The organism is Bradyrhizobium sp. USDA 4451, from assembly GCF_054822585.1.
Map to the genome: position 1 here is coordinate 3,776,604 of NZ_JBTRCH010000001.1, position 23,740 is coordinate 3,800,343.

A 23,740-nucleotide genomic window follows, 5' to 3' on the forward strand; every position below is an offset into this window, starting at 1 on the left:
ATGACTAAAGAAAAGCTTTTGACGATGACCAGCGCGGTCGCGCTCGTCGCAGCATCGGTCACTCTTGTCGCGCCGGCCCGCGCCGACGAGGCGGCCGCCAAGAAGTGGATCGACAGCGAATTTCAGCCGTCGACCCTCTCCAAGGACGACCAGATGAAGGAGATGCAGTGGTTCATCAAGGCCGCTGCCCCCTTCAAGGGCATGGAGATCAACGTCGTCTCCGAAACCCTGACCACCCACGAGTACGAATCCCGCACGCTCGCCAAGGCGTTCGAGGAGATCACCGGCATCAAGGTCAAGCACGACATCATCCAGGAAGGTGACGTCGTCGAGAAGATCCAGACCCAGATGCAGTCCGGCAAGAACGTCTATGACGGCTGGATCAACGACTCCGACTTCATCGGCACCCACTTCCGCTATGGCCAGGCCGTCGACCTGACCGAATGGATGAAGGGCGAAGCCAAGGACGTCACCGATCCGATGCTCGACGTCGACGACTTCATCGGCAAGTCGTTCACCACGGCACCGAATGGTCACCTCTACCAGCTGCCCGACCAGCAGTTCGCGAACCTCTATTGGTTCCGCTACGACTGGTTCACCAACCCGGACTACAAGGCCAAGTTCAAGGCCAAGTACGGCTACGATCTCGGCGTTCCCGTGAACTGGTCGGCCTATGAGGACATCGCCGAGTTCTTCACCAACGACGTCAAGGAAATCAACGGCGTCCGCGTCTATGGCCACATGGACTACGGCAAGAAGGATCCCTCGCTCGGCTGGCGTTTCACCGACGCCTGGCTGTCGATGGCCGGCAACGGCGACAAGGGTCTTCCGAACGGCCTGCCGGTCGACGAATGGGGCATCCGCATGGAAGGCTGCCGTCCGGTCGGCTCGTCGGTCGAGCGTGGCGGCGACGTCAACGGCCCGGCGTCGGTCTATTCGATCGTCAAGTATCTCGACTGGATGAAGAAGTATGCTCCGCCGCAGGCGCAGGGCATGACCTTCTCCGAGTCGGGCCCGGTGCCCTCGCAGGGCAACATCGCCCAGCAGATCTTCTGGTACACCGCCTTCACCGCCGACATGGTGAAGCCCGGCCTGCCCGTGATGAACGCGGACGGTACGCCGAAGTGGCGTATGGCCCCGTCGCCGCACGGCTCGTACTGGAAGGAAGGCATGAAGCTCGGCTACCAGGACGTGGGTTCGGCCACGCTCCTGAAGTCGACCCCGGTCGACCGCCGCAAGGCGGCCTGGCTCTATCTGCAGTTCATCGTCTCCAAGACGACGAGCCTGAAGAAGAGCCATGTCGGTCTCACCTTCATCCGTGAATCCGACATCTGGGACAAGTCGTTCACCGAGCGTGCGCCGAAGCTCGGCGGCCTGATCGAGTTCTACCGCTCGCCCGCGCGCGTGCAGTGGACCCCGACCGGCAACAACGTGCCCGACTATCCGAAGCTGGCTCAGCTGTGGTGGCAGAACATCGGCGATGCGTCGTCCGGTGCGAAGACGCCGCAGGCTGCGATGGACGCGCTCGCCGCGGCCCAGGATTCGGTGATGGAACGTCTTGAGAAGTCCGGTGTGCAGGGTGCCTGCGGACCGAAGCTGAACAAGAAGGAAACCGCCGAGTACTGGTTCGCCAAGTCGGCCAAGGACGGCAACATTGCGCCGCAGCGCAAGCTTGCCAACGAAAAGCCGAAGGGTGAGACGGTCGACTACGACACGCTGATCAAGTCGTGGCCGGCCTCACCGCCCAAGCGCGCCGAAGCGAAGTAAGGCGTACCAGCCCACGCCATCCGAAGACTGCGAAAGGCCGGGAGCAATCCCGGCCTTTTTTGCCGTCCGGCATCCGGGGCAGGGAGTGTGGAGGCCGGCGCTCGATTGTGCTCAAATGACGCGATGAGATCATCATGCGTCTCCCTTCGCCGCATCATGATCCCGGAGTTTCGCCATGCGCATGACTTTTCGCTGCGATCCGCGGCTTGCCGATCACCTGCCGCGGCCGTTCCCGGCCCGCACTGCGTTGCCGGACTGGCTGCGCGCGATGCCGGCGAAGGCGCATTCCGAGATCCACGACCGCGAGATCCGCACGGTCAAGCAATGTCCGCCCTTCGTCGATGCGATGGCCCATGGCGTGATGATCCCGCTGCCCTGCGATGTCAGGGTCGAGCTCGGCACGTTCGCATGGGACTGGGACATTCCCGAGCCCGCAACACCGGGCCATCCGCGTGCGCCGCTCAGCTTCCATCCCGTCGCGCAGTTTGCCGGCGCGCCGTTTGCCAATGGGCAGGCCGCGCTGAAGTTCAACAGCTTCTGGACCATCGAGCTCGAGCCGGGCTGGTCGCTGTTCGCGACCCATCCGGTCAATCGCGACGACCTGCCGTTCCGCGTGATCTCGGGGCTGGTCGACGCCGACCGGTTTCACGACGGCGGGATCAATTTCCCGGCGGTGTGGAGTGAGCCCGATTTTTCCGGTGTGCTGCCGAAGGGCACGCCGGTCGTGCAATGCTTCGCGGTGCCGCGCCAGGCCCCCGAACTGCTGTTCGAGCCGTTCGACGACGCGCATCGCGAAGCCTATTCGAAGGTTCTCGGCGAGGTGCTGGCCGCACCCAATGTCTACCGCAAGCATTTCCGCGCCAAGCGCGGGAAACTAAAGCGCGATGAGATTTAGTTGAATCGTCATCGCGCTTTAGCCCTTTGTTGAGCATGATCTTTTCGGAAAACCGCTTCACACTTTCCGGATCATGCTTTAGTTACTTAGCGCCGCACGCAGCGCGCGCTCGTCGAGCCACAGCCGGCCGTGCGGGGCCGAGGTCAGCGCCATCGCGATCGATCCGAACAGCTGCGGACGCAGCGCATAGGCGCGCGCGAAGGCCTGCATCGCGGCGTCGGGCTCGCCGCCCTCCTGCAATGCGATCCCGAGATTGAGTGCCGCTTCGGCGTAGTCCGGCCTGATCTCGATCGCCCTGCGATAGGCCTGTGCAGCGCCATCATGGTCGCGCAAATCCTGCCTGGCCACACCGAGATCGAACCACACCGAGGCCGGCGCCGCGCCTGTGGTCGCTCGCTCGAGCAGGCTCACCGCCGCCGGCAGGTCACCATCCTCCCAGGCCAGCCGGCCGAGCCGCGCATTGGCTTCCTGATGCTCGGGGATGGCCTTGAGGATCGCCGCCCAGGCCTCGCGCGCCTGCGCCTTGCGGCCGGCAAGCTCCAGCGTGCGCGCCTTCTCGACGAACGCATCGCGCTGCGGCTTGAGCGCGATGGCGCGGTCGAGATGGGCCAGGGCGGCATCGAATTCGCCGTCGCTGCGGGCGAGGCGGGCGGCGAGCAGCTGCGCCGCGGCATTGTCGGGCCGCGTTGCCAGGCTCGCCGCGACATGCCTGCGCGCCGGTGCGAGCTCGCCTTTGGTGAACAGCACGGCGGCCAGCAGATGGCTCAGCATCGGCTCGCCGGGCTGCCGCGCAAGGGCGCCCTCGCACAGCGCGATCGCCTCGTCGTGCCGGCCGCTGTTGAATGCGGCGGTGGCGCGTCGAACGATATCCTCGGCGGTGTCCTTGTTCATTCCCGCATGTGACCGTGTCATGCTATCGAGACGCACCATGCTATGCGGCGCCGGAGATCATGGCCAGCGCTTACCGCGCGACGAGGCCGTCGATGCATAGAATCCGAGGGGCGCGTAACGCAAAAGGCCGGGAGCGGTCCCGGCCTTTTTCGTTCGCCATGCCTACACCCTCTTTCGTCATTCCGGGGCGCGCAAAGCGCGAACCCGGAATCCATCTTGACGCGAGTCATGCGGATCAATGGATTCCGAGTCTGCGCCTGGCGGCGCAGCCCGGAATGACGATATGGAGAGAGTGGACTTGTTACTCCGCAGCCTCCGTCGCCTTCAGCGTCGGGTAATCCGTGTAGCCCTTGGCGCCGCCGCCGTAGAAGGTCGCCTTGTCCCACTCGTTGAGCGGGGCGCCGGCCTTCAGCCGCTCGACCAGGTCGGGATTGGAGATGAACGGCTTGCCGAATGCGATCAGGTCGGCCGCACCGGCCTCCAGCACCTTCTCGGCCAGCGCGAAGTCGTAGCCGTTGTTGGCGATATAGGCCTGCTTGAAGCGCTTGCGCAGCGAGGCGTAGTCGAACGGAGCGTTGTCGCGCGGGCCGCCGGTGGCGCCTTCGATGACATGGATATAGGTCAGCTTCAGCGCGTTGAGCTGGTCGACGATGTGATCGAACAGCGGCTGCGGGTTGCTGTCGGAGACGTCGTTGGCCGGCGTCACCGGCGAGATGCGGATGCCGGTGCGGTCGGCGCCGGCTTCGCCGACAACCGCCCTGGACACTTCCAGCATCAGCCTGGCGCGGTTCTCGATCGAACCACCATAGGCATCGGTACGCTTGTTGGTGCCGTCCTTGGCGAACTGGTCGAGCAGATAACCGTTGGCGCCATGGATCTCGACGCCGTCGAAGCCGGCGGCGATCGCGTTCGCCGTGGCACGCTTGAAATCGTCAATGATGCCGGGGATTTCCGACAGCTCGAGCGCGCGCGGCTCGGAGACGTCGGCGAAGGTGCCGTTGACGAAGGTCTTGGTCTTGGCGCGGATCGCGCTCGGCGCCACCGGTGCGCCGCCGTTCGGCTGCAGCGCGACATGCGAGATGCGGCCGACATGCCAGAGCTGGATGTAGATGCGGCCGCCACGCTCGTGCACGCGATCGGTGACCTTGCGCCAACCCTCGACCTGCTCCTTCGAATAGATGCCGGGCGTGTCCTGATAGCCCTGGCCCTGCTGCGAGACCTGGCTCGCTTCGGTGATCAGCAGGCCGGCGGAGGCGCGCTGGCCGTAATACTCCACCGCGAGCGGACCCGGCGCGAAGCTCGGTGCCGGCGCGCGGTTGCGCGTCAAGGGCGCCATCACCAGGCGGTTCGACAAGGTTACGGGGCCAAGCTTGAACGGCTCGAGAAGTTTGGTCGATTGGCTCATGAGGAAATGTTCCAGGAAGTGACGGATGGAGCAGACTTGTGCATTGCGGCGAGAAGCGCAATGGCTGGGCCATGCGTGCCGTGCGGGCTAACCACGCACGATTCCGCCCATGTGACCGGCGTCGAGGAATAGGGTATGCGCGTTCACGTAGGAAGATTCATTCGAAATCAGGAACAGCGCAGTATAGGCGACCTCCCATCCAGTGCCCTGGCGGCCGAAAGGCACTGTCACGGCGCGGTCGGACCGCCTGCGGCTGGCATCGCGGCCCATCGGCGTATCCATGAAGCCGGGCGCGATCACGTTGCAGCGAATGCCCCTGTCCTCGCCGGCGCGCGCGATCGCCCGGCCGAGCGCGATCTGCGCCGCCTTGGAGGATTCATAGGCCGGGTTGCGGCCGCCGGCGCGCTGGCTCGCCATCGAGGAGATCAGGATGATCGCGCCGCCCGGTGCCATCAGTTCCAGCGCCTTCTGCGCGAAGAGCATGTGGCTGCGGACGTTGACGGCGTAGTCGCGGTCCCAGGCTTCTGCCGTCATCTTGGGCAGCGACAGGCCGGACGAGATGCCGACATTCAGCGCCAACCCGTCGAGCCCGCCGAGCTTCTGCGCGCAGCGCTCGACTGCCGGCGCGATCACCGCGACGTCGGAGACATCGACGACATCGGTGAAGGCCTTGCCGCCCTCCTTGGTGATCTGCGCGACAGTGTTGTCGGCGGCCTCCTTGTTGACGTCGAGGCAGGCGACGGATGCGCCCTCGCGCGCGAACAGCACGCTCATGGCACGCCCGTTGCCGATCGGCGGTTCGGCGTCGACGGTCGTACGCTGTCCGGCACCGACCACGATGATGCGCCGGCCGGCGAGGCGGCCGTGGTTCTTCGCCAGCCCCAGCGCTTCGGCGTGCAGCGAGGCTGAGGGATCGACGGCTTTCGGTGCGTGGGTTGTGGTCGACATGGCGTGCTCCCTGACGTCTTGTTGTTGTCAGGGAGCAGTAGCACGGCAGGGTATGCGAGGCGAAGTGTGGCGCCGAAGCAGGAAATCCCGCGGCGGGGAATATGAGTTGCCACTCGTCATTCCGGGGCTCGCGAAGCGAGAACCCGGAATCTCGAGCCGCATAACCTCTGGATTCCGGGTTCGATGCTGCGCATCGCCCCGGAATGACGCGCTAAGCGCGCGTCAGCTCACGCCAAGGAAGTCGCGCTTGCCGATCTCGACGCCGTTGTGGCGCAGGATGCCGTGCGCGGTGACGGCGTGGAAGTAGAAGTTCGGGAACGAGAAGGCGTTGAGGAATTGCTGGCCCTTCAAGGTCATGGTGCGTTCAGCGCCGATCGGGAAGGTGACGTCCTTGGCTTCGCCGCCTTCGAACTGCTCGGGCTTGAACGACTTCACATAGGTGATCGTGTTGGCGAGCCGCTGCTTGAGGTCGCCGAAGGTCGTCTCGGTGTCGGGCGTCGATGGCACCGCGCTGTGGGTCAGCCGCGCGCAACCCCTGGAGGCATGGTCGCAGACCAGCTGGATCTGCTTGGTCAGCGGCAGCATGTCCGGATAGAGCCGCGATCCCAGCAGCACCTCGGGCGAGATCTTCTTGGCCTCGCAATGCGCCTCCGCCTTGGTCAGCTCGCCGGTGAGGCTGTTGAGGATCTGCAAATAGGCGGGGACGACGGCGTCATAAAAGGACATGTGATGCTCCCTGGGTCTGATGAAAATCCGGATGTGACCGAACGACGATGCTGCACATGGGGCGGCAAGGGGAAGAATACAACTGCGGGGAGCGGTAACGCTTGGTCAAATATTTCCCGCGGCTTCTCGACCCGTCATCCTGAGGAGCGCGAAGCGCGTCTCGAAGGATGCACGGCCCGGCTGGTGGCCGTCGACCCTTCGAGACGCGCTTCGCGCTCCTCAGAGGGTGTGATTTTTTTGGGGTTTCAGCGAGCATTATAGCCGAAAGCCGGCGCGGTGTGATTCTCTGGCGATGACGGATTCGCGGGAGGTGATGTTGGCTGCCGATGAGTTGTTTGGGGACCTGCCGGAGCAGGCGAAGCCACCAGCCGAAGCGGGCTTGCCCGGCGCTCCGCGGCTGCGTGAGCCCCAGCGCGACCAGATTGCGCTGCGAGCGGTTGATATTGAGAGCCTGATCGGGGAAGACCATCCGGTGCGGCTGATCTGGTCTTATGTCGAAGAGCTTGATCTGAGTGAGTTGGAGGACCGGATCAAGGCTCGCGGCGATCGTCCCGGTCACCCCGCGACCTCGCCCCGGCTTTTGCTGGCGCTGTGGCTCTATGCCGCCAGCGAAGGCGTTGGCAGCGCGCGGGCGTTGGAGCGGCTGTGCGAGAGCCACGATGCCTATCGCTGGCTGTGCGGCGGGGTGTCGGTGAACTATCACCTGCTGGCGGACTTCCGGGTCGGCAACGCCGATCTGCTTGACCGACTGCTCAGTGAGCATCTGGCAGCGTTGGCAAAGGCCGGTCTCGTCGATCTGGAGACCTTGGCGCAGGATGGCATGCGGGTCCGGGCCAGCGCCGGGGCCGCCTCGTTCCGGCGCGAGGCGACGTTGGATAAGCATTTGGCGCAGGCTGAGGCCGTGGTGGAAGACCTCAAGCGCGAGGTCGACACACGCTCGGACGCCAGCAATAAGCGTGCCCGGGCAGCCAAGGAGCGGGCCGCGCGGGAACGCAGCGCGCGGGTGAAGGCGGCGCAGACGGCGCTCGCCGAGATCAAGCAGCAGCGCAAGGAGCGCGAAGAAAATCGCGGCAACGGCAAGACGCCGAAGGAGCCGCGGGCCTCCACGACGGACGCCTATGCACGGGTCATGAAGATGGCGAACGGCGGCTTCCGCCCCGCCTACAACGTGCAGGTGACGAGCGTGGCCGGCGAGCAGATCGTCGTCGACACCAGAATTTGCAACGTCGGATCCGATCGCGGCCTGATGCGCCCCATGCTGGAGCGGCAGCGTGCGCGGCCCGGAGGGTTGCCCAAGGACCATCTCGTCGATGGCGGCTTTGGCAGTGCCGAGGACATCGAATGGGCCTATGCCGAGGGCATCGATATCTTTTGTCCGCCCACTCAATCCAAGCACGGTACCGATCCCTATCTACCGCGGCGCGGCGACGGTCCGGGGGTGTTGGCCTGGCGTGCGCGAATGGCGAGCGAAGAGGGCAAGGCCCGATACAGGTCCCGGTCGATCTGCGAGTGCATCCATGCCCGCTGGCGCAATTGGGACCTGCGGCAATTGACCGTGCGCGGCATCGAAAAGGTCCGTGCCGTCGTGCTCTGGTACGCCCTCGTCAACAACATCCTGCAAGGCAACCGCCTCTCCAGAGCCTAAACAACGGGTCATCGCCGAACTCGAACTCAAACCTGCCAATTGCTGCGACGAACAGCCGCCAAAAACTCCGCAGGAGCCGAATCCGTCACAAGCTCTCAGGGTGACGGATCAGGAGAGTCTGCGTAGCCCGGATGAAGCGCAGCGCAATCCGGGAGTCGCGTCGGTTGTCCTCCCGGATTTCGCTTCGCTTCATCCGGGCTACGGAAAATGAGCAGTGAACCTACCGCGTCGGCACCGTCGCATCCGCGGCCGGCTGCGTGCGGCCGCCGCCGCGCATCCGCGCCAACAGCTCTGCGGTCGGCCAGGAATCGGCGGGCAGGCCGTATTTGATCTGCATCGCTTTCACCGCGCTGCGGCTCGCTTGGCCGAGCACGCCGTCGATCTTGCCGACGTCATAGCCGGCGCGCGCCAGCAATCCCTGCAGCTCCTTGATCTCGCCAAACGGCAATTGCGCGACCGGGGCGTGCGGCCGCTGCATCGGCGGCGCGCCGGCGATGCGGCCGGCGAGATAGCCGGCGGTGGTCGAATAGATCAGCGAGTTATTCCATTCGGTGTAGGCGGCGAAGTTCGGGTAGGCGAGGAACGCGGGGCCCATCCGGCCCATCGGCAGCAGCAGCGAGGCCGGCAACTCGTCATTGGCGAGCGGCTTGCCGTCGCTCAAGGTGACGCCGAGCGCGACCCATTTCGAGCGCGGCAGCTTGATGGTGAGGTCGGCCTGGTCCCAAGGGAAGTTCGCGAAATTCGCGGCCTGCGGCACGCGCACCTCCTGCAGCCACGGCTCGCCGCGCCGCCACTTCAATCCATTGGCGATGTAGTTCGCGGTCGAGCCGATCACGTCGGGCCCGCTCTGCAGCAGGTTGCGATGGCCGTCGCCGTCATAGTCGACGGCATAGTTGAAATAGTGCGTCGGCAGGAATTGCGTCTGGCCGAGCTCGCCGGCCCATGAACCGATCATCTCGTCGGGCGAGAGATCGCCGCGCTCGATGATCTTCAGCGCCGCGATGGTCTCGCCCTGGAACATCTCCGAGCGGCGGCAGTCATAGGCCAGCGACACCAGCGATTTCAGCGTTGGCAGATTGCCCATCTGGGCGCCGAAATCGCTCTCCAGTCCCCAGAACGCGGCGATCACCGCCGGCGGCACGCCGTACTCCTTCTCGGCGCGCGCGAACGCGGCCGCGTAGGTTCGGATGTATTGCTGGCCCTGCTGCATGCGGTAGTTCGCGGCCATGCGGCCGGCGAACTGGGTGAAGATCTGCCCGAACACGCGCTGGCCGCGGTCGCGGTTGACGATACCCTGGTCGTAGACGAGGTAGGGCGCGGCCTCCGCGATCGTACGCTGCGACACGCCGGCGGCGACCGCCTTCTGCTTCAGCTCGGCAAGGAAGCGATCAAAGCTCTGTCCGTTGTGGCAGGACGCGGCCCGCGGCGAAGCCACCGCGGCCGGGCGCGCCCGAACCGGGGCGGCGCCTGCGGGATTGGGCAGCGGCTGCTGTGCCAAGGCCAGCTGGGAGAGCGCCAGCGCGCCTGCGATCGCTGCAAACATGATCGGGGCGCGGAGGGGAGATGCTGGCATCGATGTCACCGGCTGGGGAAGGGAAATGGCCCAAACTGCATACACCAGGGCGATACCGGGCAACAACGGGGGAGGGCCTGTTAGACCAATTGGGCTTCGGCAGGTTGATTGGCCGCCGCTATGATCGGCCAAGTGATTCGCGGGCAGGGGTGTCGGCGGATCGATCACGCCCGGAGGGACCCATGTGGAGTTTTCTCGAGCGTCTGTTGGATTCGTCGACATTTTCGCCACACGGCATCTGCCTGTTGTGGGAGCCGGAACTGATCTGGCTCCATGTGATTTCAGACGCACTGATTGCCGCTTCCTATTTCTCGATCCCGTTTGCGCTGGCGATCCTGGTTTCCAAGCGGCGCGATTTCCAGTTCGGCTGGATGGCCTGGCCGTTCGCCACCTTCATCCTCGCCTGCGGCCTCACCCACGTGTTCTCGATCTACACGCTGTGGGTGCCGATCTACGGCCTCGAGGGGCTGCTCAAGGCGCTGACCGCGGTCGCCTCGATCTTCACCGCGGTGCTGCTGTGGCCGCTGATCCCGAAGATCCTGGCGATCCCGAGCGAGGCGCAGCTGCGCGAGGCGCATGTCGCGCTCGCCGAGGAAGGACGGCAGCGCCAGCGTTCGGAATTCCTGCTCGAGCGGTTCCGCGAGGCCGAGGCCAATGAGAGCAAGATCCGCCAGGCGCAGAAAATGGAAGCGGTCGGCCAGCTCACCGGCGGCATCGCGCACGACTTCAACAACATCCTCACGGTCATCACCGGCACCATCGACATCCTGTCCGATGCGGTGACCCACAACCGGCAGCTGACCGAGATCACCGGCTTGATCCGCGACGCCGCCGATCGCGGCGCCTCGCTGACGCGGCATCTGCTGGCGTTCGCCCGCAAGCAGCCGCTGCAACCGAGCGACGTCGATGTCAACGCGCTGATGGTCGACACCATCGAGCTGCTGCGCCCGACCATCGGTGACCATGTCGACATCGATTTCCACCCTGCGCCCAATCTGCCGCGCGCGCTGGTCGATTCCAACCAGCTCGTCACCGCGATCATCAATTTGGCGCTGAACGCCCGCGATGCGATGCCGAAGGGCGGCCGGCTCCGGATCGAGACCCGCATCGCTGAGTTGAAGCCTTCGGACGTGCACGGCCATGACGGGCTCGCCGCCGGCGACTATGTCGCGATCGCGCTGATCGACAACGGCCAGGGCATCGCGGAGGCCGATCTGGCAAAGGTGTTCGAGCCGTTCTTCACCACCAAGGATGTCGGCAAGGGCACCGGTCTTGGGCTCAGCATGGTCTACGGCTTCGTCAAGCAGTCCAACGGCCACATCACGCTCGACAGCGAGGTCGGTCGCGGCACCAGGGTGATGCTCTATCTGCCGCGTGCAGCGGCGGTCTGGCCGGCCGCGGTACCCGAGCGGCGGCAGCCGGACGTGCGCGGCGCGCAGGAGATCGTGCTTGTCGTCGAGGATGACAGACTGGTGCGCTCCTACGTGCTGACGCAGATCGAGAGCCTCGGCTACACGGCGCTGTCGGCCAACAACGGCTCTGAAGCGCTCGCCGTGCTCGACAGCGGCGCGCCGATCGATCTGTTGTTCACCGACGTCATCATGCCCGGCGCGATGAACGGGCGCGATCTCGCCACCGAGGCGCAGAAGCGCCGCCCCGGCCTGCGCGTGCTGTTCACGTCGGGCTACACCGATGACGCCATCGACCAGGACGGCAAGCTGGAGCAGGGCATCCTGTTCCTGGCCAAGCCCTACAGCCGCGCCCAGCTCGCGCGCATGCTGCGGATTGCGCTGCGCGAGGAGGAAACCGCGCTCCCGCAGCAGGAGCCGGCGGAGTAGGCACGATGCCGTAGCCCGGATGAAGCGAAGCGCAATCCGGGATCTGCTCCGCGGTGGGATTACCCCGGATTTCGCTGCGCTCCATCCGGGGCTACAGTCGACTACCGGTAGGATGACCAATCGTTAATCCGCGCCGCGTCGCTGCGACGCACGCGTTCCCCTTGCGACGTCAGCGGCAAAATCCCTACCTCAACGGCGTCGATTGTGGCAGCATTCCGCCTGCCGTCAGGGAACCACGATGAACTATTTTCGTACCGCGCTCCTGCTTGCCGGCCTCACCGCCCTGTTCATGGGGGCCGGCTATCTGATAGGCGGTGGCACCGGCGCCGTGATCGCGCTGATCGTCGCGGCTGCGACAAATCTGTTCGCTTACTGGAATTCCGATCGCATGGTGCTGTCGATGTACGGTGCCCATCAGGTCGATGCGCGCTCGGCGCCTGAACTCTATAACCTTGTCGCCGAGCTTGCCCAACGCGCGAGCCTGCCGATGCCGCGCGTGTTCGTGATGGACGAGGCGCAGCCCAACGCGTTCGCGACCGGCCGCAATCCGGAGAATGCGGCGGTTGCGGTCACGTCAGGATTGATGCAGCAGCTCAGCCGCGAGGAGCTCGCCGGCGTGATCGCGCACGAGCTTGCGCATATCAAGCACCACGACACGCTGACCATGACGATCACGGCGACAATCGCCGGTGCGATCTCGATGCTGGCGCAGTTCGGCATGTTCTTCGGCGGCAACCGCAACAACAACGGCCCCGGCATCATAGGCTCGATCGCGATGATGATCCTGGCGCCGCTTGGCGCCATGCTGGTGCAGATGGCGATCAGCCGCACCCGCGAATATGCCGCCGACAATTACGGCGCGCGCATCGTCGGCCAGCCGATGTGGCTGGCGTCCGCGCTCGCCAAGATCGAGAACGCTTCGCATCAGGTGCCGAACATGGAGGCCGAGCGCAATCCGGCCACCGCGCACATGTTCATCATCAACCCGCTGTCGGGCCACGGCGTCGACAATCTGTTCGCCACCCATCCCTCGACCGCGAACCGCATCGCCGCGCTCCAGCAACTCGCCGCCGAGCTCGGCACCCAGACCGCGCCGCGTCCGGCCGGCACTCCGCCGCGCAGCCCGTGGAGCGGATCACAGGGCTCATCAAGCCCACGCGGACCTTGGGGTTAAGCTCCCGGCGCCGCAGATGCGGGCGAGGTCACGCTTTTGCCGTCAGCACCACGTCGTCCATGACCAGCGCGTCGATGCCGGACTTGCGGAACGTGACGATCGCATCCATGGGGGTGCAGACGATCGGCTCGCTGTCATTGAAGGACGTGTTGACGACAAGCGGCACACCGGTCTTGGCATGGAAGCAGGAGATCAGTTCGTGAAAGCGCGGATTTGATCTGCGGCTGACGATCTGGACCCGGGCGCTGCCGTCGCGATGCACGACCGCCGGGATCAGATCGCGCCGATCCGACTTGACGGGACATGCAAACAGCATGAATGCATGACTGGCCGTCGGCGCGCCGATCTCGAACCATTCCTCGGCGTGCTCGGCCAGCACGCTCGGCGCGAACGGCCGGAAATCCTCCCGGTGCTTGACCTTCTGATTGAGGATGTCGCGCATGTCCGGCCGCCTGGGGTCGGCGAGCAGGGAGCGGTTGCCCAGCGCGCGTGGTCCGAACTCCATGCGGCCCTGGAACCAGGCGACGATCTTGCCGCCGGCGATCATCTCGGCGGCATCGCGCGCCGGAGATTTGCTGCGCGTTGCCTTGAGCCCGGCCGACTTGACCGCTGCCAGAATCTCGCGCTGCTTGAATGCGGGGCCGAGATACGGCGTATCGTTGCCGCGCTCGGGTGGACGCTTGTGCTTCGCGCAATGCACGGCAAAGGCAGCGCCGATCGCCGTGCCCGCGTCATGCGGCGCGGACGGGATGAACACATTCTTGAATTCGCCGGAACGCCTGACCCGATCGTTGGTCACGCAATTGAGCGCGACGCCCCCGGCAAGGCACAGATTGTCGGATGGCACCCTGCGCTTGAGACGCCGGACGGCAGCGATGACCGCGGCATCCGTCGCCTCCTGCAACGCCGCCGCCATGTCGGCGTGCCGCGGCAGGATTTCGCCGTCTTCATAGCGCGCCGGGCCGAACACGGCTTCCATTCGCGCGTAGCGCTCCGGGCTGTTGCCGAGATAGGCCGGCGACACACCATAGTTCACCTCGTCGGAACGCATGATCGACTGGAACTGCCGACGATAGACCTCCGGATCGCCGTAGGCCGCGAGGCCCATTACTTTCGACGCATCGTAATGCGAGAAGCCGAGATAGCCGCTGAACACCTCCCAGATGAAGCCGATCGAGTGCGGATATTCGAAGGTCTCGACAGTCTGGATGCGACTGCCGGTGGCCTTCGCCAGCGAGGTGCCGGCGGTCTCGCCGATTCCGTCGATGGTCAGGATCGCCGCGCGGTCGAAGCCCGACGGGAAGTAGGCGGATGCAGCGTGCGCCATGTGATGGGGCACGAAATGCAGTCGCTGCCGCAGCGAGCGTCCAAGCAGGTCGTCGATGGCGCCCGGCACCTGACCGAGCCGGAGCCGAAAGGTCTCCTCCAGCCGCGGATCCCACCATTCGGCGCGATACCGCTTGCGACGCTGATCGGGATCGAACGAGTAGGCGACGTGATCGATATCGCGCGCGGAGAGCCCGGCGTGGTTCAGGCAGAACCGGATCGCGCGTTCGGGGAGTTGATGCGGGTTGTCGAACTCGGCCGGCTTGCCGTGCTTGATGCGGTTGAACCGCTCTTCCTCGACAGCCACGACGAGCCTGCCGTCAACCAGCAGCGCGGCGGCGGACTCGTGATACACCGAGTTGATCCCCAGGATGTTCACCAGCGTCTCCCCCTGCGCCTGGAGCCGTCTTCCGTTCCGATCACATCGGAACGGAGCAAACGGCGCAAGCTGTCCGGAATAGTAAGGCGGTATCGAGGCCGCGCATTGGAGGCCAAAAGCCGCAGTTCGATCCGCGCGAAACGCGCTATGCGCTCGCAGCGTCCAGCCGTTCGACCTGGACCTTGCTCAACTCGAGCCTGGTCGCTGCGACCAGCGTTGCGACCTGCTCGGGCCTGGTCGCGCTGGCAATCGGCGCGGTGATCGAGGGTTTTGCCATCAGCCAGGCGAGCGCGACCGCGGCAGGCTCGGCGCGGGTTTCCGCGGCGACCTCATCGAGGCCGGCCAGGATGCGCAGGCCGCGCGGGTTCATGTATTTTGGAATGCTGCGTGCGCCGCGCGGGCTCTTGGCGAAGTCGGCCTCCGAGCGATATTTGCCGGTGAGGAAGCCGGCGGCCAGCGAGAAGAACGTGATCACGCCGACGTCGTTGTCCTCGCAAACCTGTTGCAGCGCGCCTTCGTAGCTCGACCGTTCCGCCAGGCTGTATTCGGGCTGCATGCTCTCGTAGCGGGGCAGTCCGTTCGCCTTGGAGATATCGAGGGCCGCCTTGAGCCGCGCCGGCGAGAAGTTCGAGGCGCCGATCGCCCTGACCTTGCCGGCCTTGATCAGTTTATCGTAGGCCGCGAGCGTCTCCTCCTGCGGCGTCGTCTCATCGTCCTTATGCGACTGGTAGAGGTCGATGAAATCGGTCTGCAACCGACGCAGCGAGTCCTCGACCGCACGCGCGATATAGTCCGGCTTCAGCCCGACATTGCCGCCGCCCATGTCCATGCCGACCTTGGTGGCGAGGATGACGCGGTCGCGGTTGCCGCGCGTCTTCATCCATTTGCCGATGATGGTCTCGGACTCGCCGCCGCTGTGGCCCGGCACCCAGCGCGAATACACGTCCGCCGTATCCAGGAATGTCAGCCCCTGATCCAGCACGGTGTCGAGCAGCCGGAACGACGAGGCCTCGTCCACCGTCCAGCCGAACACGTTGCAGCCGAAGCACAAGGGAGGGACGGTGAGGCCGGAACGGCCGAGCGCACGATGCTTCATAAGTGTTGTTTCTCTTGTTATCAACGGGAGGCGCGCGAGACTGCGGCAGATTGCCGTTGTTTGCAAGACGCCGAGGCCGTGCCTCAGGTCAGGCGCGCTGCCCCTCCGGGCCGCGTCGGGCATGCATGGTCCGTCGCGCAGGAATGCGATTTCATTTGCACGGTGTTTGATGTAGATTGCCCGGCGAGCTGCCACCGGTCACGCCGAATTCCGGAGAATGCGCGGCAGCGTCAATGGCCATCGGCAGGCCTTATGGTCTCATTTTCAGTACGAATAATCTTCTGCCTGGGCCGCGCCCGGGTCAGTGCCATTTTCATTCCAGCCAAATGGAGCAATTGCCATGCATTTCTGCTTCTCTGGTGAATACACCCCGCGTTCTCTCAACAACATCATGGAAAACCCGGGGACCAACCGGTACGAGGCCGCGAAGAAGCTGATCGAGACGGCCGGCGGCAAATTGATTTCGATGTACAGCACGGCGGCCGACGGTCCCGGCGTGATGGTGATCTTCGACGTGCCGGATCCAAGCTTCGCACCCGCGATCAGCGGCGTGGTCGTGGCGGCCGGCGCGATGCAGAATGTGCGGCTGGTGCGGCTCTTCACCCAGGATGAGATCAAGGTGGTGCGTCAGCATGCAAGCAAGCTCAAGGGCGTCTACTCGCCGCCCGGCAGCTGACACGGCGGACGATCAGAACCGCAAGTGATCTGACGACTGCTGTCACTCTCGCGCGGCGGCGCTGTCCAGCGTGCCGCGCGGAGACGGGGGCCGTTGCGCGCCACTGATCCGGGGCGCGGTCAACGGATGGGCGGTAGCTCAGGCGGATGTCGTGCGCGCGTGCCGGCTCGCATAGCCCCGGCCGGTTGTGCCGTTGCATGACGTCCGCCGCCTCGTACGGCAAGCCAGGTCCGCCGACAGGTCCTGGCGCGAGCAACGCGCTTGGTCGATGACGAGACCTGCGCCGGAAAAATCTGTCGCGTTCCGTGAAATGAAGTAAAGAGTGCGGTGTATGAATAGACGTTGCTGGTAAGTGCTGGCGGTCGATGCCGCGCACGCCAAATCCTTCCTCGCCGCTCATGGTGTCCGCTTCCAGAAAGACGACCGGCCGCAGATCAGCGGCACCGCCTCCCGCGCGCACCGCGCCGCCAGCATCTCGGCGCGCGTCACATGCCTGCAACAATGACCGACTAGTTGCTGCAACGGTCAGTATTCCCGTCGTTGTCAGCCTGCGGTCCGCGGTCAACCCGTGTCCAGAGCCATGCTCATTCTGCGGGGCACGCTCGTGCTCTCGTTCGGCCTGCTGATCCTGTCGCCGGCGCCGGGCCGCGCTCAAGACGGAATCCATTTCGCGACAAGTGATGTGGCTCAATGGATTCCGGGCTCGCGCCAAGAGGCGCGCCCCGGAATGACGAGAGAACGGTGCGGGTCACCAGCTTTCGCGGTGATGACACCGTGGTGTGCAGGATCTTGAACCGAGAACCATCCCCGCTGTCGTCCTGGCGAAGGCCAGGACCCATTAACCCAAATGCGCGTTGTTGCGCGACGCTGGGGCTACGATCTCGTTTACAATGAAACGCTGTGGTTATGGGTCCCTGCTTTCGCAGGGACGACGCGCGGGGTGAACACTATGGCCAAACAACAATCCGTCCACTCGCGCCGCACTTTCATCGGCGCCGCAATCGCGGGATTTCCTGCGACGCTTCTGCTGCGAACTGCCTCCGCCTCCGACAAGATGACAAAACCGCAGGCCGAGTATCAGGACACGCCGAACGGCATCTACTCCTGCGGCCTGTGCACGCTGTTCGTCGCGCCTGATGGCTGCAAGGTGGTCGAAGGCGTCATCAGCAAGGACGGCTGGTGCAAGGCCTTTGCCGCAGTGGATTGAGACACCCTGCTCTCCAGGGGAGGATAAGAAAACGAGCCTACAATTCCCGCGCATTCGAGAACGCGAACGACGACACCCGCCGCGTGGTCTCGTCGAGGATCAGGGTGCGGGTGATCGGCGGCTCGGCGCGCTGGCTGCAATTCTCACGCTCACAGAGCCGGCAGTTGACGCCGATCGGCGTGCCCTCGATCTTTTCCAGGTCCATGCCGGTCGCATAGACGAGCTTCGCCGCATGGCGGATCTCGCAGCCGAGCCCGATCGCAAAGCGCGGCTGCGGCTGCGGATAGGGCGCCACCGGCCGGCGCACCATCTGCGCGATCGAGAAATAGCGTGTGCCGTCGGGCAGTTCGATCACCTGGCTGAGCAGGCGGTCCGGCATGTCGAAGGTGGAATGCACGTTCCAGAGCGGGCAGGTGCCGCCGAACTTGGAGAACGGGAAGGTGCCGGAGGAAAACCGCTTCGACACGTTGCCGGCATTGTCGACGCGCAGCAGGAAGAACGGCACGCCGCGCGCGTTCGGCCGCTGCAGCGTGGTGAGGCGGTGGCAGACCTGCTCGTAGCCGGCATTGAAGCGCTGCGCCAGGACATGGACGTCGTAGCTCAGCGCCTCGGCGGCGGAATGAAATGCCTGATAGGGCATCATCGCGGCCGCCGCGAAGTAGTTGGCGAGCGTGATGCGGTAGAGCCGGCGCGCGGTGTCGTCGAGCGGGCCGGCGCGGCCGACGATGGCGTCGATCGCGGCGCCGCATTCGACAAAGCCGATCTGCAGCGCAAGCTGGAAACTGCGGCCGGAACTGTCGACGAGCTCGGAGATTAAGAGTTGCCGGCGATGCCGATCGAAACGGCGCAGCGTCTCGCGCATCACGTCGACCGGCATCACGCGGCAGACGATCGAATGCTTTTCCCGCAGCCGCGTGGCAAGGGCGGTGAACAGGCCTTCGGTCGGCACGTTGAGCTCGTCGCGCAGAGTTTCCGCCGCGGTCTCGAGCTCCGGAAAATAATTGCGGTTGGCCTCAATCAAATCGCGTACCCGCTCGATCGGGTTGGCGTCGAACTGCGAGCCCTCGCGGTCGGCCATCTGTGCCGCCACCAGCGTCTCGCCGCGGCGCGCCTCGGTGTAGGCGGCATAGAGCCGCTGCAACGCGTGCGTCACGCCGGGGCAGAGCTCGGCGAGGTCGCGCAGCTCCTGCTTCGGCAGGTCGATCTGGCGAAACAGCGGATCGGAGAAGATCTCGTTGAGCTCAGCGAAGAAGCGGTCCTCGTCGGCGGTGGCAAGATCGCGCAGGTCGAGGTCGTAGGTCTCGGCCAGCCGCAACAGGATCTGCGCCGTCACCGGGCGCTGGTTGCGCTCGATCAGGTTCACGTAGGACGGCGAGATGCCGAGCCCCTCGGCGATCTGGGTCTGCGACAGTCCCAATTGCTGGCGAATCCGTCGGAACCGCGGGCCGACGAACAGCTTCTTCCCGGACTCGCCCGGCATGGCAGCCTTCCTGACCTATATTGTGACAAAATTTACAAATCGACATTTATTACAAGTTCAGATGTTACATGACATCACCAATAAAAAACAAGGCATCTATACGAACTTCGCCTTTTGGCGTTTATCTCCCGACACGCACTTCGCGATGCTCTGTCAAGAATGTCGATGGCGAGCATACTGCGGGGATCAGAATTCAGGCGGCTGGGCCAAGGCAGCCTTACTTTTTGAAGGAGACTGATAATGAGCAAGGGCAGCAATTTCTGGGTGATCGGCGGCGAGTTCGGCTCGATGAACTTCCACAAGCTCGTCGAAGGCTCGGCTCAGGTCCGCGGTCCGTTCAAGACCCGCAAGGAAGCCGAAGAGTGCTGGAAGGAAGTTTCGGAAGAGAGCCGCCACAAGGCCGGCGTGCGCTTCTCGATCGTCGAGGAGCCGTCGCGGGTTTCGGCGTAACGGCCAAAATCACCAGAGCTAAGAAAACGTCCAAGGACGGCGGCCCCATCCGGTTCATCCGGGTGGGGTCGACCGTTTTTGGGACACTGCCAGGGGCTTTTGATCTGGGGATAAGTCGCCGCCTAAGTGCTTGGGAACCAACGTCCTTTGCGGACGTCATGGTTGCTGATAGGTTAATGCTTTGGGAAACCCGTCAGTACGAGGCCGCAAGGCATGTCCGATCCGCAGAACACCGGTAGCGAGGCGCGCGAGATGCGGCCGACGCTGCGAGAGGCGCTGCGGCGGGCGCGGATCGAGGCGGCCGACCGCACCGGCGTCGTCGTCGAATTGCGCGATGCCGAGGTGGCGCGGCTCGAGATCCTCAACGATGCGCTCGATCCGCTGTTCGCGCAGGTGCCGGAAAAGGTCGATCTGTTCGACCGCGGCATCAGCCAGGGCGAGACGCCGCGGCTGTGGATCGACGTCGTCGCCCATGTGCTGATGGGGCGCGACAAGCGAATCTACCGCTTCGTGCAGGACACCCGTTTTGGCCGCATCGTGCTCGCCGAATCGCACGACGTGGCTGCGATCGTCGATGCGGTCACCGACTATGTCGCGCGCCGCATGATCGAGCGCGAGCATGCGATGGTGGCAACGCCGCTGCCGCTCGCCGAGCCGCCGGCGCCGCCGCCCATGCCGGTGGCGCCGCCGAAGCGTCGCGGCGGGATTGGCACGTTCGTGCTCGGCTTCGTCCTGGGCGCGCTCGCGCTGTTCGGTCTCGCGCTGCTGGCGAGCTTGCAGAACTACTGAAGCATGATCCGGAAAAGCGCGAAGCGGTTTTCCCTCGCGACAAACGCGGAACGCGTTTGCGCGGAGATCATGCTCAAATAATGGAAGGGGCGGGGCATCGTGGTCATAACACCCGCCTCGGCATTTTTCGGCATGCTGGCCGCGGCCGCGGTGGTCGGCAGCGCCGTGCTGTTCGGCAAGTGGCAGACGTTGCGCCGCGCCGAATACATCCGCACCTTCAAATGGCCGGCGGGCCTGTTGGCCCGGCTGGAGAAGCATCACCCCGGCTTCTCCCGCAAGGACAGCGCGCTGGTGTCGCGTGGCCTGCGCCAGTTCTTCCTCGCGCATCTGATGAGCGGCAAGCGCTATGTCTCGATGCCGTCGCAGGCGGCCGACGACCTCTGGCACGAATTCATTCTCTACACCCGCGAATACGACGCGTTCTGCCGCCGCGCCTTCGGCACCTTCCTGCATCACACGCCGGCCGTTGTGCTGGTGAAGGAGCGGCGTAGGAGCAATGAGGGGCTGCGGCGGGTCTGGTGGTATTGCTGCAAATACGAGAACATCGATCCGGTCCGGCCGACGCGACTGCCGCTGCTGTTCGCGCTCGATGCCAAGCTGAACATTCCGGGCGGCTTCGTCTATCACACCGATTGCGAGGCGCTGCGCCGCAGCGGCATCGGCGCCGACACACCCTACTGCGGCGGCGATTTCTCGGACTCATCGATCGACGGATCGTCTGCTGGCTTTGGCGATGCCGGCAGCGACGGCAGTGGCGGCGGCGAAGGCGGTGGCCACGGCGGTGATGGAGGCGGCGGCGACGGTGGTGGCGGCGGCGATAGCGGAGGCGGCTGCGGCGGTGGTTGCGGCGGCGGTGGCGGGGATTAGGACAAGCGTATCTGCTTGATCTCGCGAATGCCGTCGTGATTGCCGAGTCCGCGTACGGTCTGCTCGCAGCGCCAGCCATTGCCGTCGCGCTCGATCGCGAACAAATTGTAGGCCGCCGCCGGATAGTGCTTGCGCGCCAGCGCCGATGCCGACGGCACGCCGATCGCCGGGATCTTCCGCTCCGGGCCGTCGAACCACATCGTCGAATGGACGTGGTCGTGGCCGTGCAGCACCAGCTCGACGCCGTGCCGCTTGAGCAGCGCCAAGAGCTGATGCGAATCGGTCAGCCGCTTGGCGCGGCCGTCGGAGTGCAGCGGGTGATGTACCAGCAGGACGCGGAAGGCATCCTCTCGCGACAGCTGCGCGAGGATCGCATCGAGCGCTGTGAGCTGGGCATGGCCGAGCCAGCCGGTCGCCATCAGCGGCGGTGTCGGCACCGCCGAGGAGACGCCGATCAGCGCCACCGGGCCGCGGCGTCGCACGAACGGAAAATGCGTCGTGGCGCCATCGGCATCGCCGCGCAGATAGTCGCCGAAGTGACTGATAAAGCGATGCCGCGTCGCGCGCACATAGGCGTCGTGATTGCCGGGGACCACGGTGACATCCGCGGCGCCACCGATGCCCTCCAGCCACTGCCGCGCCGGATTGAACTCGGCATCGAGCGCCAGGTTGACGAGGTCGCCGGTGACGGCGACATGGTCCGGCTGCTGCGCCTGCATGTCCGACACCAGTGCGTCGAGCACGTCGCGGCGGTGGTATTTGTGACGGTTGCGCGTCCAGTTCAAATAGCCGAAGGCGCGCTTGCCGGCGAGATCGCGCAGCCGCGCTGCCGGCAGCGGCGGCAGATGCGGGTCCGACAGATGCGCGAGACGGAACGCCGCCATCAGGCAATTTCCTTCGGATTGTCCGCGAAAAGTGGCCGGCAGCCGGTCATGTCGTGCTATCCCGAACGTCGTACCCTGTATTGGCAAGAGCTGCGCGGCCGCGCAAGGATCAAGTCAAGGATCAATGCAAGGATCAAAGCACGGATCAAACGCCATGATGTCGAGGGTTCAGTGACGATCCTGCTGGATTTACGCAAGCGCTACGAGCCGCAGATCAGGTGGGTGTTTCATTTCTACTGGCGGTTGGTCCGCAGCATGACGCTCGGCGTCCGTGCCGTGGTGCTCGATGCCGACAACAAGGTATTCCTGGTCAAGCACAGCTACGTCCACGGCTGGTATCTGCCCGGCGGCGGGGTCGAGGTCGGCGAGAGCTTTATCGAATCGCTGCGGCGCGAGCTGGAGGAGGAGGGGCGGATCGAGCTCACTGGCGAGCCGGTGCTGCACGGCATCTTCCACAACAGCCACGTCTCGCCGCGCGATCACGTCGCGGTCTATGTGGTCAGGAACTACCGCCAGGACCGGCTGCCGGAGCCGAATCGCGAGATCGTGGCCTGCGGGTTCTTCGATCCGGCCGATCTGCCTGAGGAGACCACCCCCGGGACGCGGCTGCGGATCGCGGAGGTGCTCGAGGGCAGGCCGCCGCCGGCGACATGGCGGTGATGTCGCCGACGGCGACGTGGCGGTGATGGACCGCGCCCGCGCCAGATGCTATCCCGCGCCCCACAATGACCGAACTGTCCCTGACCATCCTGCCCGAGACCCCGAAAGACGCCCAGGCGATCGAGCGCCTGCACGAGCGTACCTTCGGGCCCGGCCGCTTCGTGCTCAGCGCCTACCGGCTGCGCGAGCATGTCGATCATCTGCTCGATGTCTCGTTCACGGCCCGGATCGGCACGCTGCTGGTCGGCTCGGTGCGTCAGCTGCCGGTCACGATCGGCGATACGCCGGCCCTGATGCTCGGGCCGTTGACGGTGGAGCCGCCGTTCCGCAGCCGCGGCGTCGGCCGTGCGCTGCTCGAGCGTGCGATCAATGATGCCCGTGCCAAGGGCCACCGGCTGATCGTGCTGGTCGGCGACGAGCCGTATTACGCGCGGGTCGGCTTCAAGCCGGTGCCGAAGGGGCGGATGACGATGCCGGGCCCGGTCGACTACAGTCGTCTGCTTGTCATGGAACTGGTCGACGGCGCGTTCGAGGGCGTGTCGGGCCCGATCCAGCCGGACTGGAGCAAGGCGATCTGATGTTCCCGCTGATGTCGCGGGAACGGTTGCACGCTCTCGGAAACTGAAGCACAGTTGAGGCAAGCGCCGGGACAAGACCGGCGCATGTCATATCAACAGGGAGAGTGCGCGCCATGATCAAGGTCAGTGTGATGTATCCGAACAATCCAGGCGCACGCTTTGATCACGACTATTATCGCGACAAGCACATGCCCCTGGTGAAGGCGCGGCTCGGCGACGCCTGCAAATACTACACCGTCGACAAGGGTCTTGCCGGTGGCGCGCCGGGGCAACCCGCAACCTATGTCGGGATGTGCCACATCTTCTGCGACTCGGTTGAGGCCTTCGGGGCCGCCATGGGCAAGCACGCCCAGGAGATCATGGGCGACATTCCGAATTACACTGATCTGCAGCCGGTGATCCAGATCAGCGAAGTCGTCGTCGGGCACTGAGGCCTGTATCGCCGAGGCCTGTAGCCCGGATGAAGCCAACGGGTCGCGCGAATGC

Annotated in this window: 24 protein-coding genes; 15 read left to right on the forward strand and 9 right to left on the reverse strand. The window is 65.0% G+C overall.

The genetic code is table 11. From position 1 onward, the window contains the following. A complete protein-coding gene (locus ACVMB0_RS17435; protein WP_456749680.1) occupies window positions 1-1,767 on the forward strand; it encodes an ABC transporter substrate-binding protein in 1,767 nt (588 codons plus the stop codon). 175 nt (window positions 1,768-1,942) lie between these two features. After that, a complete protein-coding gene (locus tag ACVMB0_RS17440; RefSeq protein WP_461347085.1) occupies window positions 1,943-2,662 on the forward strand; it encodes a hypothetical protein in 720 nt (239 codons plus the stop codon). A gap of 78 nt (window positions 2,663-2,740) precedes the next feature. Here the strand turns inward: ACVMB0_RS17440 and ACVMB0_RS17445 are convergent, their stop codons facing one another. The 4 genes from ACVMB0_RS17445 to ACVMB0_RS17460 all read right to left on the reverse strand — a co-directional run bounded on the left by ACVMB0_RS17445 (window position 2,741) and on the right by ACVMB0_RS17460 (window position 6,632). After that, window positions 2,741-3,553 (reverse strand): tetratricopeptide repeat protein, encoded by an 813-nt coding sequence (locus tag ACVMB0_RS17445; protein WP_461347086.1) that lies wholly within the window; start codon window positions 3,551-3,553, stop codon window positions 2,741-2,743. Window positions 3,554-3,854: 301 nt separating this feature from the next. After that, window positions 3,855-4,958 (reverse strand): alkene reductase, encoded by a 1,104-nt coding sequence (locus ACVMB0_RS17450; RefSeq protein WP_461347087.1) that lies wholly within the window; start codon window positions 4,956-4,958, stop codon window positions 3,855-3,857. An 87-nt stretch (window positions 4,959-5,045) separates the two neighbouring features. Continuing rightward, complete coding sequence (locus tag ACVMB0_RS17455; protein WP_461347088.1) at window positions 5,046-5,906, reverse strand: SDR family NAD(P)-dependent oxidoreductase; 861 nt, start codon at window positions 5,904-5,906, stop codon at window positions 5,046-5,048. A gap of 222 nt (window positions 5,907-6,128) precedes the next feature. After that, the gene (locus ACVMB0_RS17460; RefSeq protein ID WP_461347089.1) at window positions 6,129-6,632 is read right to left on the reverse strand and encodes a DUF1993 domain-containing protein; all 504 of its coding nucleotides are present in this window, start codon (window positions 6,630-6,632) and stop codon (window positions 6,129-6,131) included. Window positions 6,633-6,945: 313 nt separating this feature from the next. Here ACVMB0_RS17460 and ACVMB0_RS17465 point away from each other — a divergent pair, with 313 nt between their 5' ends. Then, window positions 6,946-8,277 (forward strand): IS1182 family transposase, encoded by a 1,332-nt coding sequence (locus tag ACVMB0_RS17465; protein WP_461349582.1) that lies wholly within the window; start codon window positions 6,946-6,948, stop codon window positions 8,275-8,277. A 220-nt stretch (window positions 8,278-8,497) separates the two neighbouring features. Here the strand turns inward: ACVMB0_RS17465 and ACVMB0_RS17470 are convergent, their stop codons facing one another. Further along, window positions 8,498-9,820 (reverse strand): lytic murein transglycosylase, encoded by a 1,323-nt coding sequence (locus tag ACVMB0_RS17470; RefSeq protein ID WP_461349672.1) that lies wholly within the window; start codon window positions 9,818-9,820, stop codon window positions 8,498-8,500. A gap of 212 nt (window positions 9,821-10,032) precedes the next feature. Here ACVMB0_RS17470 and ACVMB0_RS17475 point away from each other — a divergent pair, with 212 nt between their 5' ends. After that, window positions 10,033-11,688: an ATP-binding protein gene (locus tag ACVMB0_RS17475; RefSeq protein ID WP_461347090.1), complete on the forward strand. Its 1,656-nt coding sequence runs from the start codon at window positions 10,033-10,035 to the stop codon at window positions 11,686-11,688. Window positions 11,689-11,926: 238 nt separating this feature from the next. Next, window positions 11,927-12,862, forward strand: coding sequence for a zinc metalloprotease HtpX (htpX, locus tag ACVMB0_RS17480; RefSeq protein ID WP_461347091.1), 936 nt, complete (start codon window positions 11,927-11,929; stop codon window positions 12,860-12,862). 28 nt (window positions 12,863-12,890) lie between these two features. On the opposite strand, the gene ACVMB0_RS17485 is transcribed toward htpX, so the two are convergent. Both ACVMB0_RS17485 and ACVMB0_RS17490 read right to left on the reverse strand, forming a co-directional pair. Beyond that, window positions 12,891-14,567, reverse strand: coding sequence for a carbamoyltransferase family protein (locus ACVMB0_RS17485; protein WP_461347092.1), 1,677 nt, complete (start codon window positions 14,565-14,567; stop codon window positions 12,891-12,893). A 145-nt stretch (window positions 14,568-14,712) separates the two neighbouring features. After that, a complete protein-coding gene (locus tag ACVMB0_RS17490) occupies window positions 14,713-15,663 on the reverse strand; it encodes an aldo/keto reductase (protein WP_461347093.1) in 951 nt (316 codons plus the stop codon). A 340-nt stretch (window positions 15,664-16,003) separates the two neighbouring features. Between ACVMB0_RS17490 and ACVMB0_RS17495 the strand changes: the two genes are divergently transcribed. The 3 genes from ACVMB0_RS17495 to ACVMB0_RS17505 all read left to right on the forward strand — a co-directional run bounded on the left by ACVMB0_RS17495 (window position 16,004) and on the right by ACVMB0_RS17505 (window position 17,546). Beyond that, window positions 16,004-16,339 carry a GYD domain-containing protein gene (locus tag ACVMB0_RS17495; RefSeq protein ID WP_456749670.1) on the forward strand — a complete coding sequence of 112 codons (336 nt, stop codon included), beginning with the start codon at window positions 16,004-16,006 and terminating at the stop codon, window positions 16,337-16,339. A 352-nt stretch (window positions 16,340-16,691) separates the two neighbouring features. Continuing rightward, window positions 16,692-16,844 carry a hypothetical protein gene (locus ACVMB0_RS17500; protein ID WP_461347094.1) on the forward strand — a complete coding sequence of 51 codons (153 nt, stop codon included), beginning with the start codon at window positions 16,692-16,694 and terminating at the stop codon, window positions 16,842-16,844. A gap of 342 nt (window positions 16,845-17,186) precedes the next feature. Beyond that, complete coding sequence (locus tag ACVMB0_RS17505; RefSeq protein WP_461347095.1) at window positions 17,187-17,546, forward strand: hypothetical protein; 360 nt, start codon at window positions 17,187-17,189, stop codon at window positions 17,544-17,546. A gap of 37 nt (window positions 17,547-17,583) precedes the next feature. Here the strand turns inward: ACVMB0_RS17505 and ACVMB0_RS17510 are convergent, their stop codons facing one another. Further along, complete coding sequence (locus ACVMB0_RS17510; protein ID WP_461347096.1) at window positions 17,584-19,026, reverse strand: helix-turn-helix domain-containing protein; 1,443 nt, start codon at window positions 19,024-19,026, stop codon at window positions 17,584-17,586. Between ACVMB0_RS17510 and ACVMB0_RS17515 the strand changes: the two genes are divergently transcribed. From ACVMB0_RS17515 to ACVMB0_RS17530, 4 genes are all read left to right on the forward strand, one after another. After that, the gene (locus ACVMB0_RS17515; RefSeq protein ID WP_461347097.1) at window positions 19,025-19,264 is read left to right on the forward strand and encodes a hypothetical protein; all 240 of its coding nucleotides are present in this window, start codon (window positions 19,025-19,027) and stop codon (window positions 19,262-19,264) included. The two genes, ACVMB0_RS17510 and ACVMB0_RS17515, sit on opposite strands and share 2 nt — an antisense overlap. A 2-nt stretch (window positions 19,265-19,266) precedes the next feature. Then, window positions 19,267-19,476, forward strand: a complete 210-nt coding sequence (locus tag ACVMB0_RS17520) for a DUF4170 domain-containing protein (RefSeq protein ID WP_016839740.1) — start codon at window positions 19,267-19,269, stop codon at window positions 19,474-19,476. Between the two features lie 213 nt (window positions 19,477-19,689). Next, window positions 19,690-20,265, forward strand: a complete 576-nt coding sequence (locus ACVMB0_RS17525; RefSeq protein WP_456749666.1) for a hypothetical protein — start codon at window positions 19,690-19,692, stop codon at window positions 20,263-20,265. A gap of 99 nt (window positions 20,266-20,364) precedes the next feature. After that, window positions 20,365-21,132 (forward strand): glycine-rich domain-containing protein, encoded by a 768-nt coding sequence (locus ACVMB0_RS17530; protein WP_461347098.1) that lies wholly within the window; start codon window positions 20,365-20,367, stop codon window positions 21,130-21,132. Here the strand turns inward: ACVMB0_RS17530 and ACVMB0_RS17535 are convergent. Beyond that, complete coding sequence (locus ACVMB0_RS17535) at window positions 21,129-22,016, reverse strand: metallophosphoesterase family protein (RefSeq protein WP_456798782.1); 888 nt, start codon at window positions 22,014-22,016, stop codon at window positions 21,129-21,131. The genes ACVMB0_RS17530 and ACVMB0_RS17535 overlap by 4 nt on opposite strands. 171 nt (window positions 22,017-22,187) lie before the next feature. Here ACVMB0_RS17535 and ACVMB0_RS17540 point away from each other — a divergent pair, with 171 nt between their 5' ends. The 3 genes from ACVMB0_RS17540 (at window position 22,188) to ACVMB0_RS17550 (ending at window position 23,685) form a co-directional block, all read left to right on the forward strand. Beyond that, window positions 22,188-22,676 (forward strand): NUDIX domain-containing protein, encoded by a 489-nt coding sequence (locus tag ACVMB0_RS17540; RefSeq protein WP_456749663.1) that lies wholly within the window; start codon window positions 22,188-22,190, stop codon window positions 22,674-22,676. Between the two features lie 65 nt (window positions 22,677-22,741). Continuing rightward, window positions 22,742-23,254, forward strand: coding sequence for a GNAT family N-acetyltransferase (locus tag ACVMB0_RS17545; protein WP_050387376.1), 513 nt, complete (start codon window positions 22,742-22,744; stop codon window positions 23,252-23,254). Between the two features lie 113 nt (window positions 23,255-23,367). Further along, window positions 23,368-23,685: an EthD family reductase gene (locus ACVMB0_RS17550; protein WP_076867107.1), complete on the forward strand. Its 318-nt coding sequence runs from the start codon at window positions 23,368-23,370 to the stop codon at window positions 23,683-23,685. Window positions 23,686-23,740 lie beyond the last annotated feature (55 nt).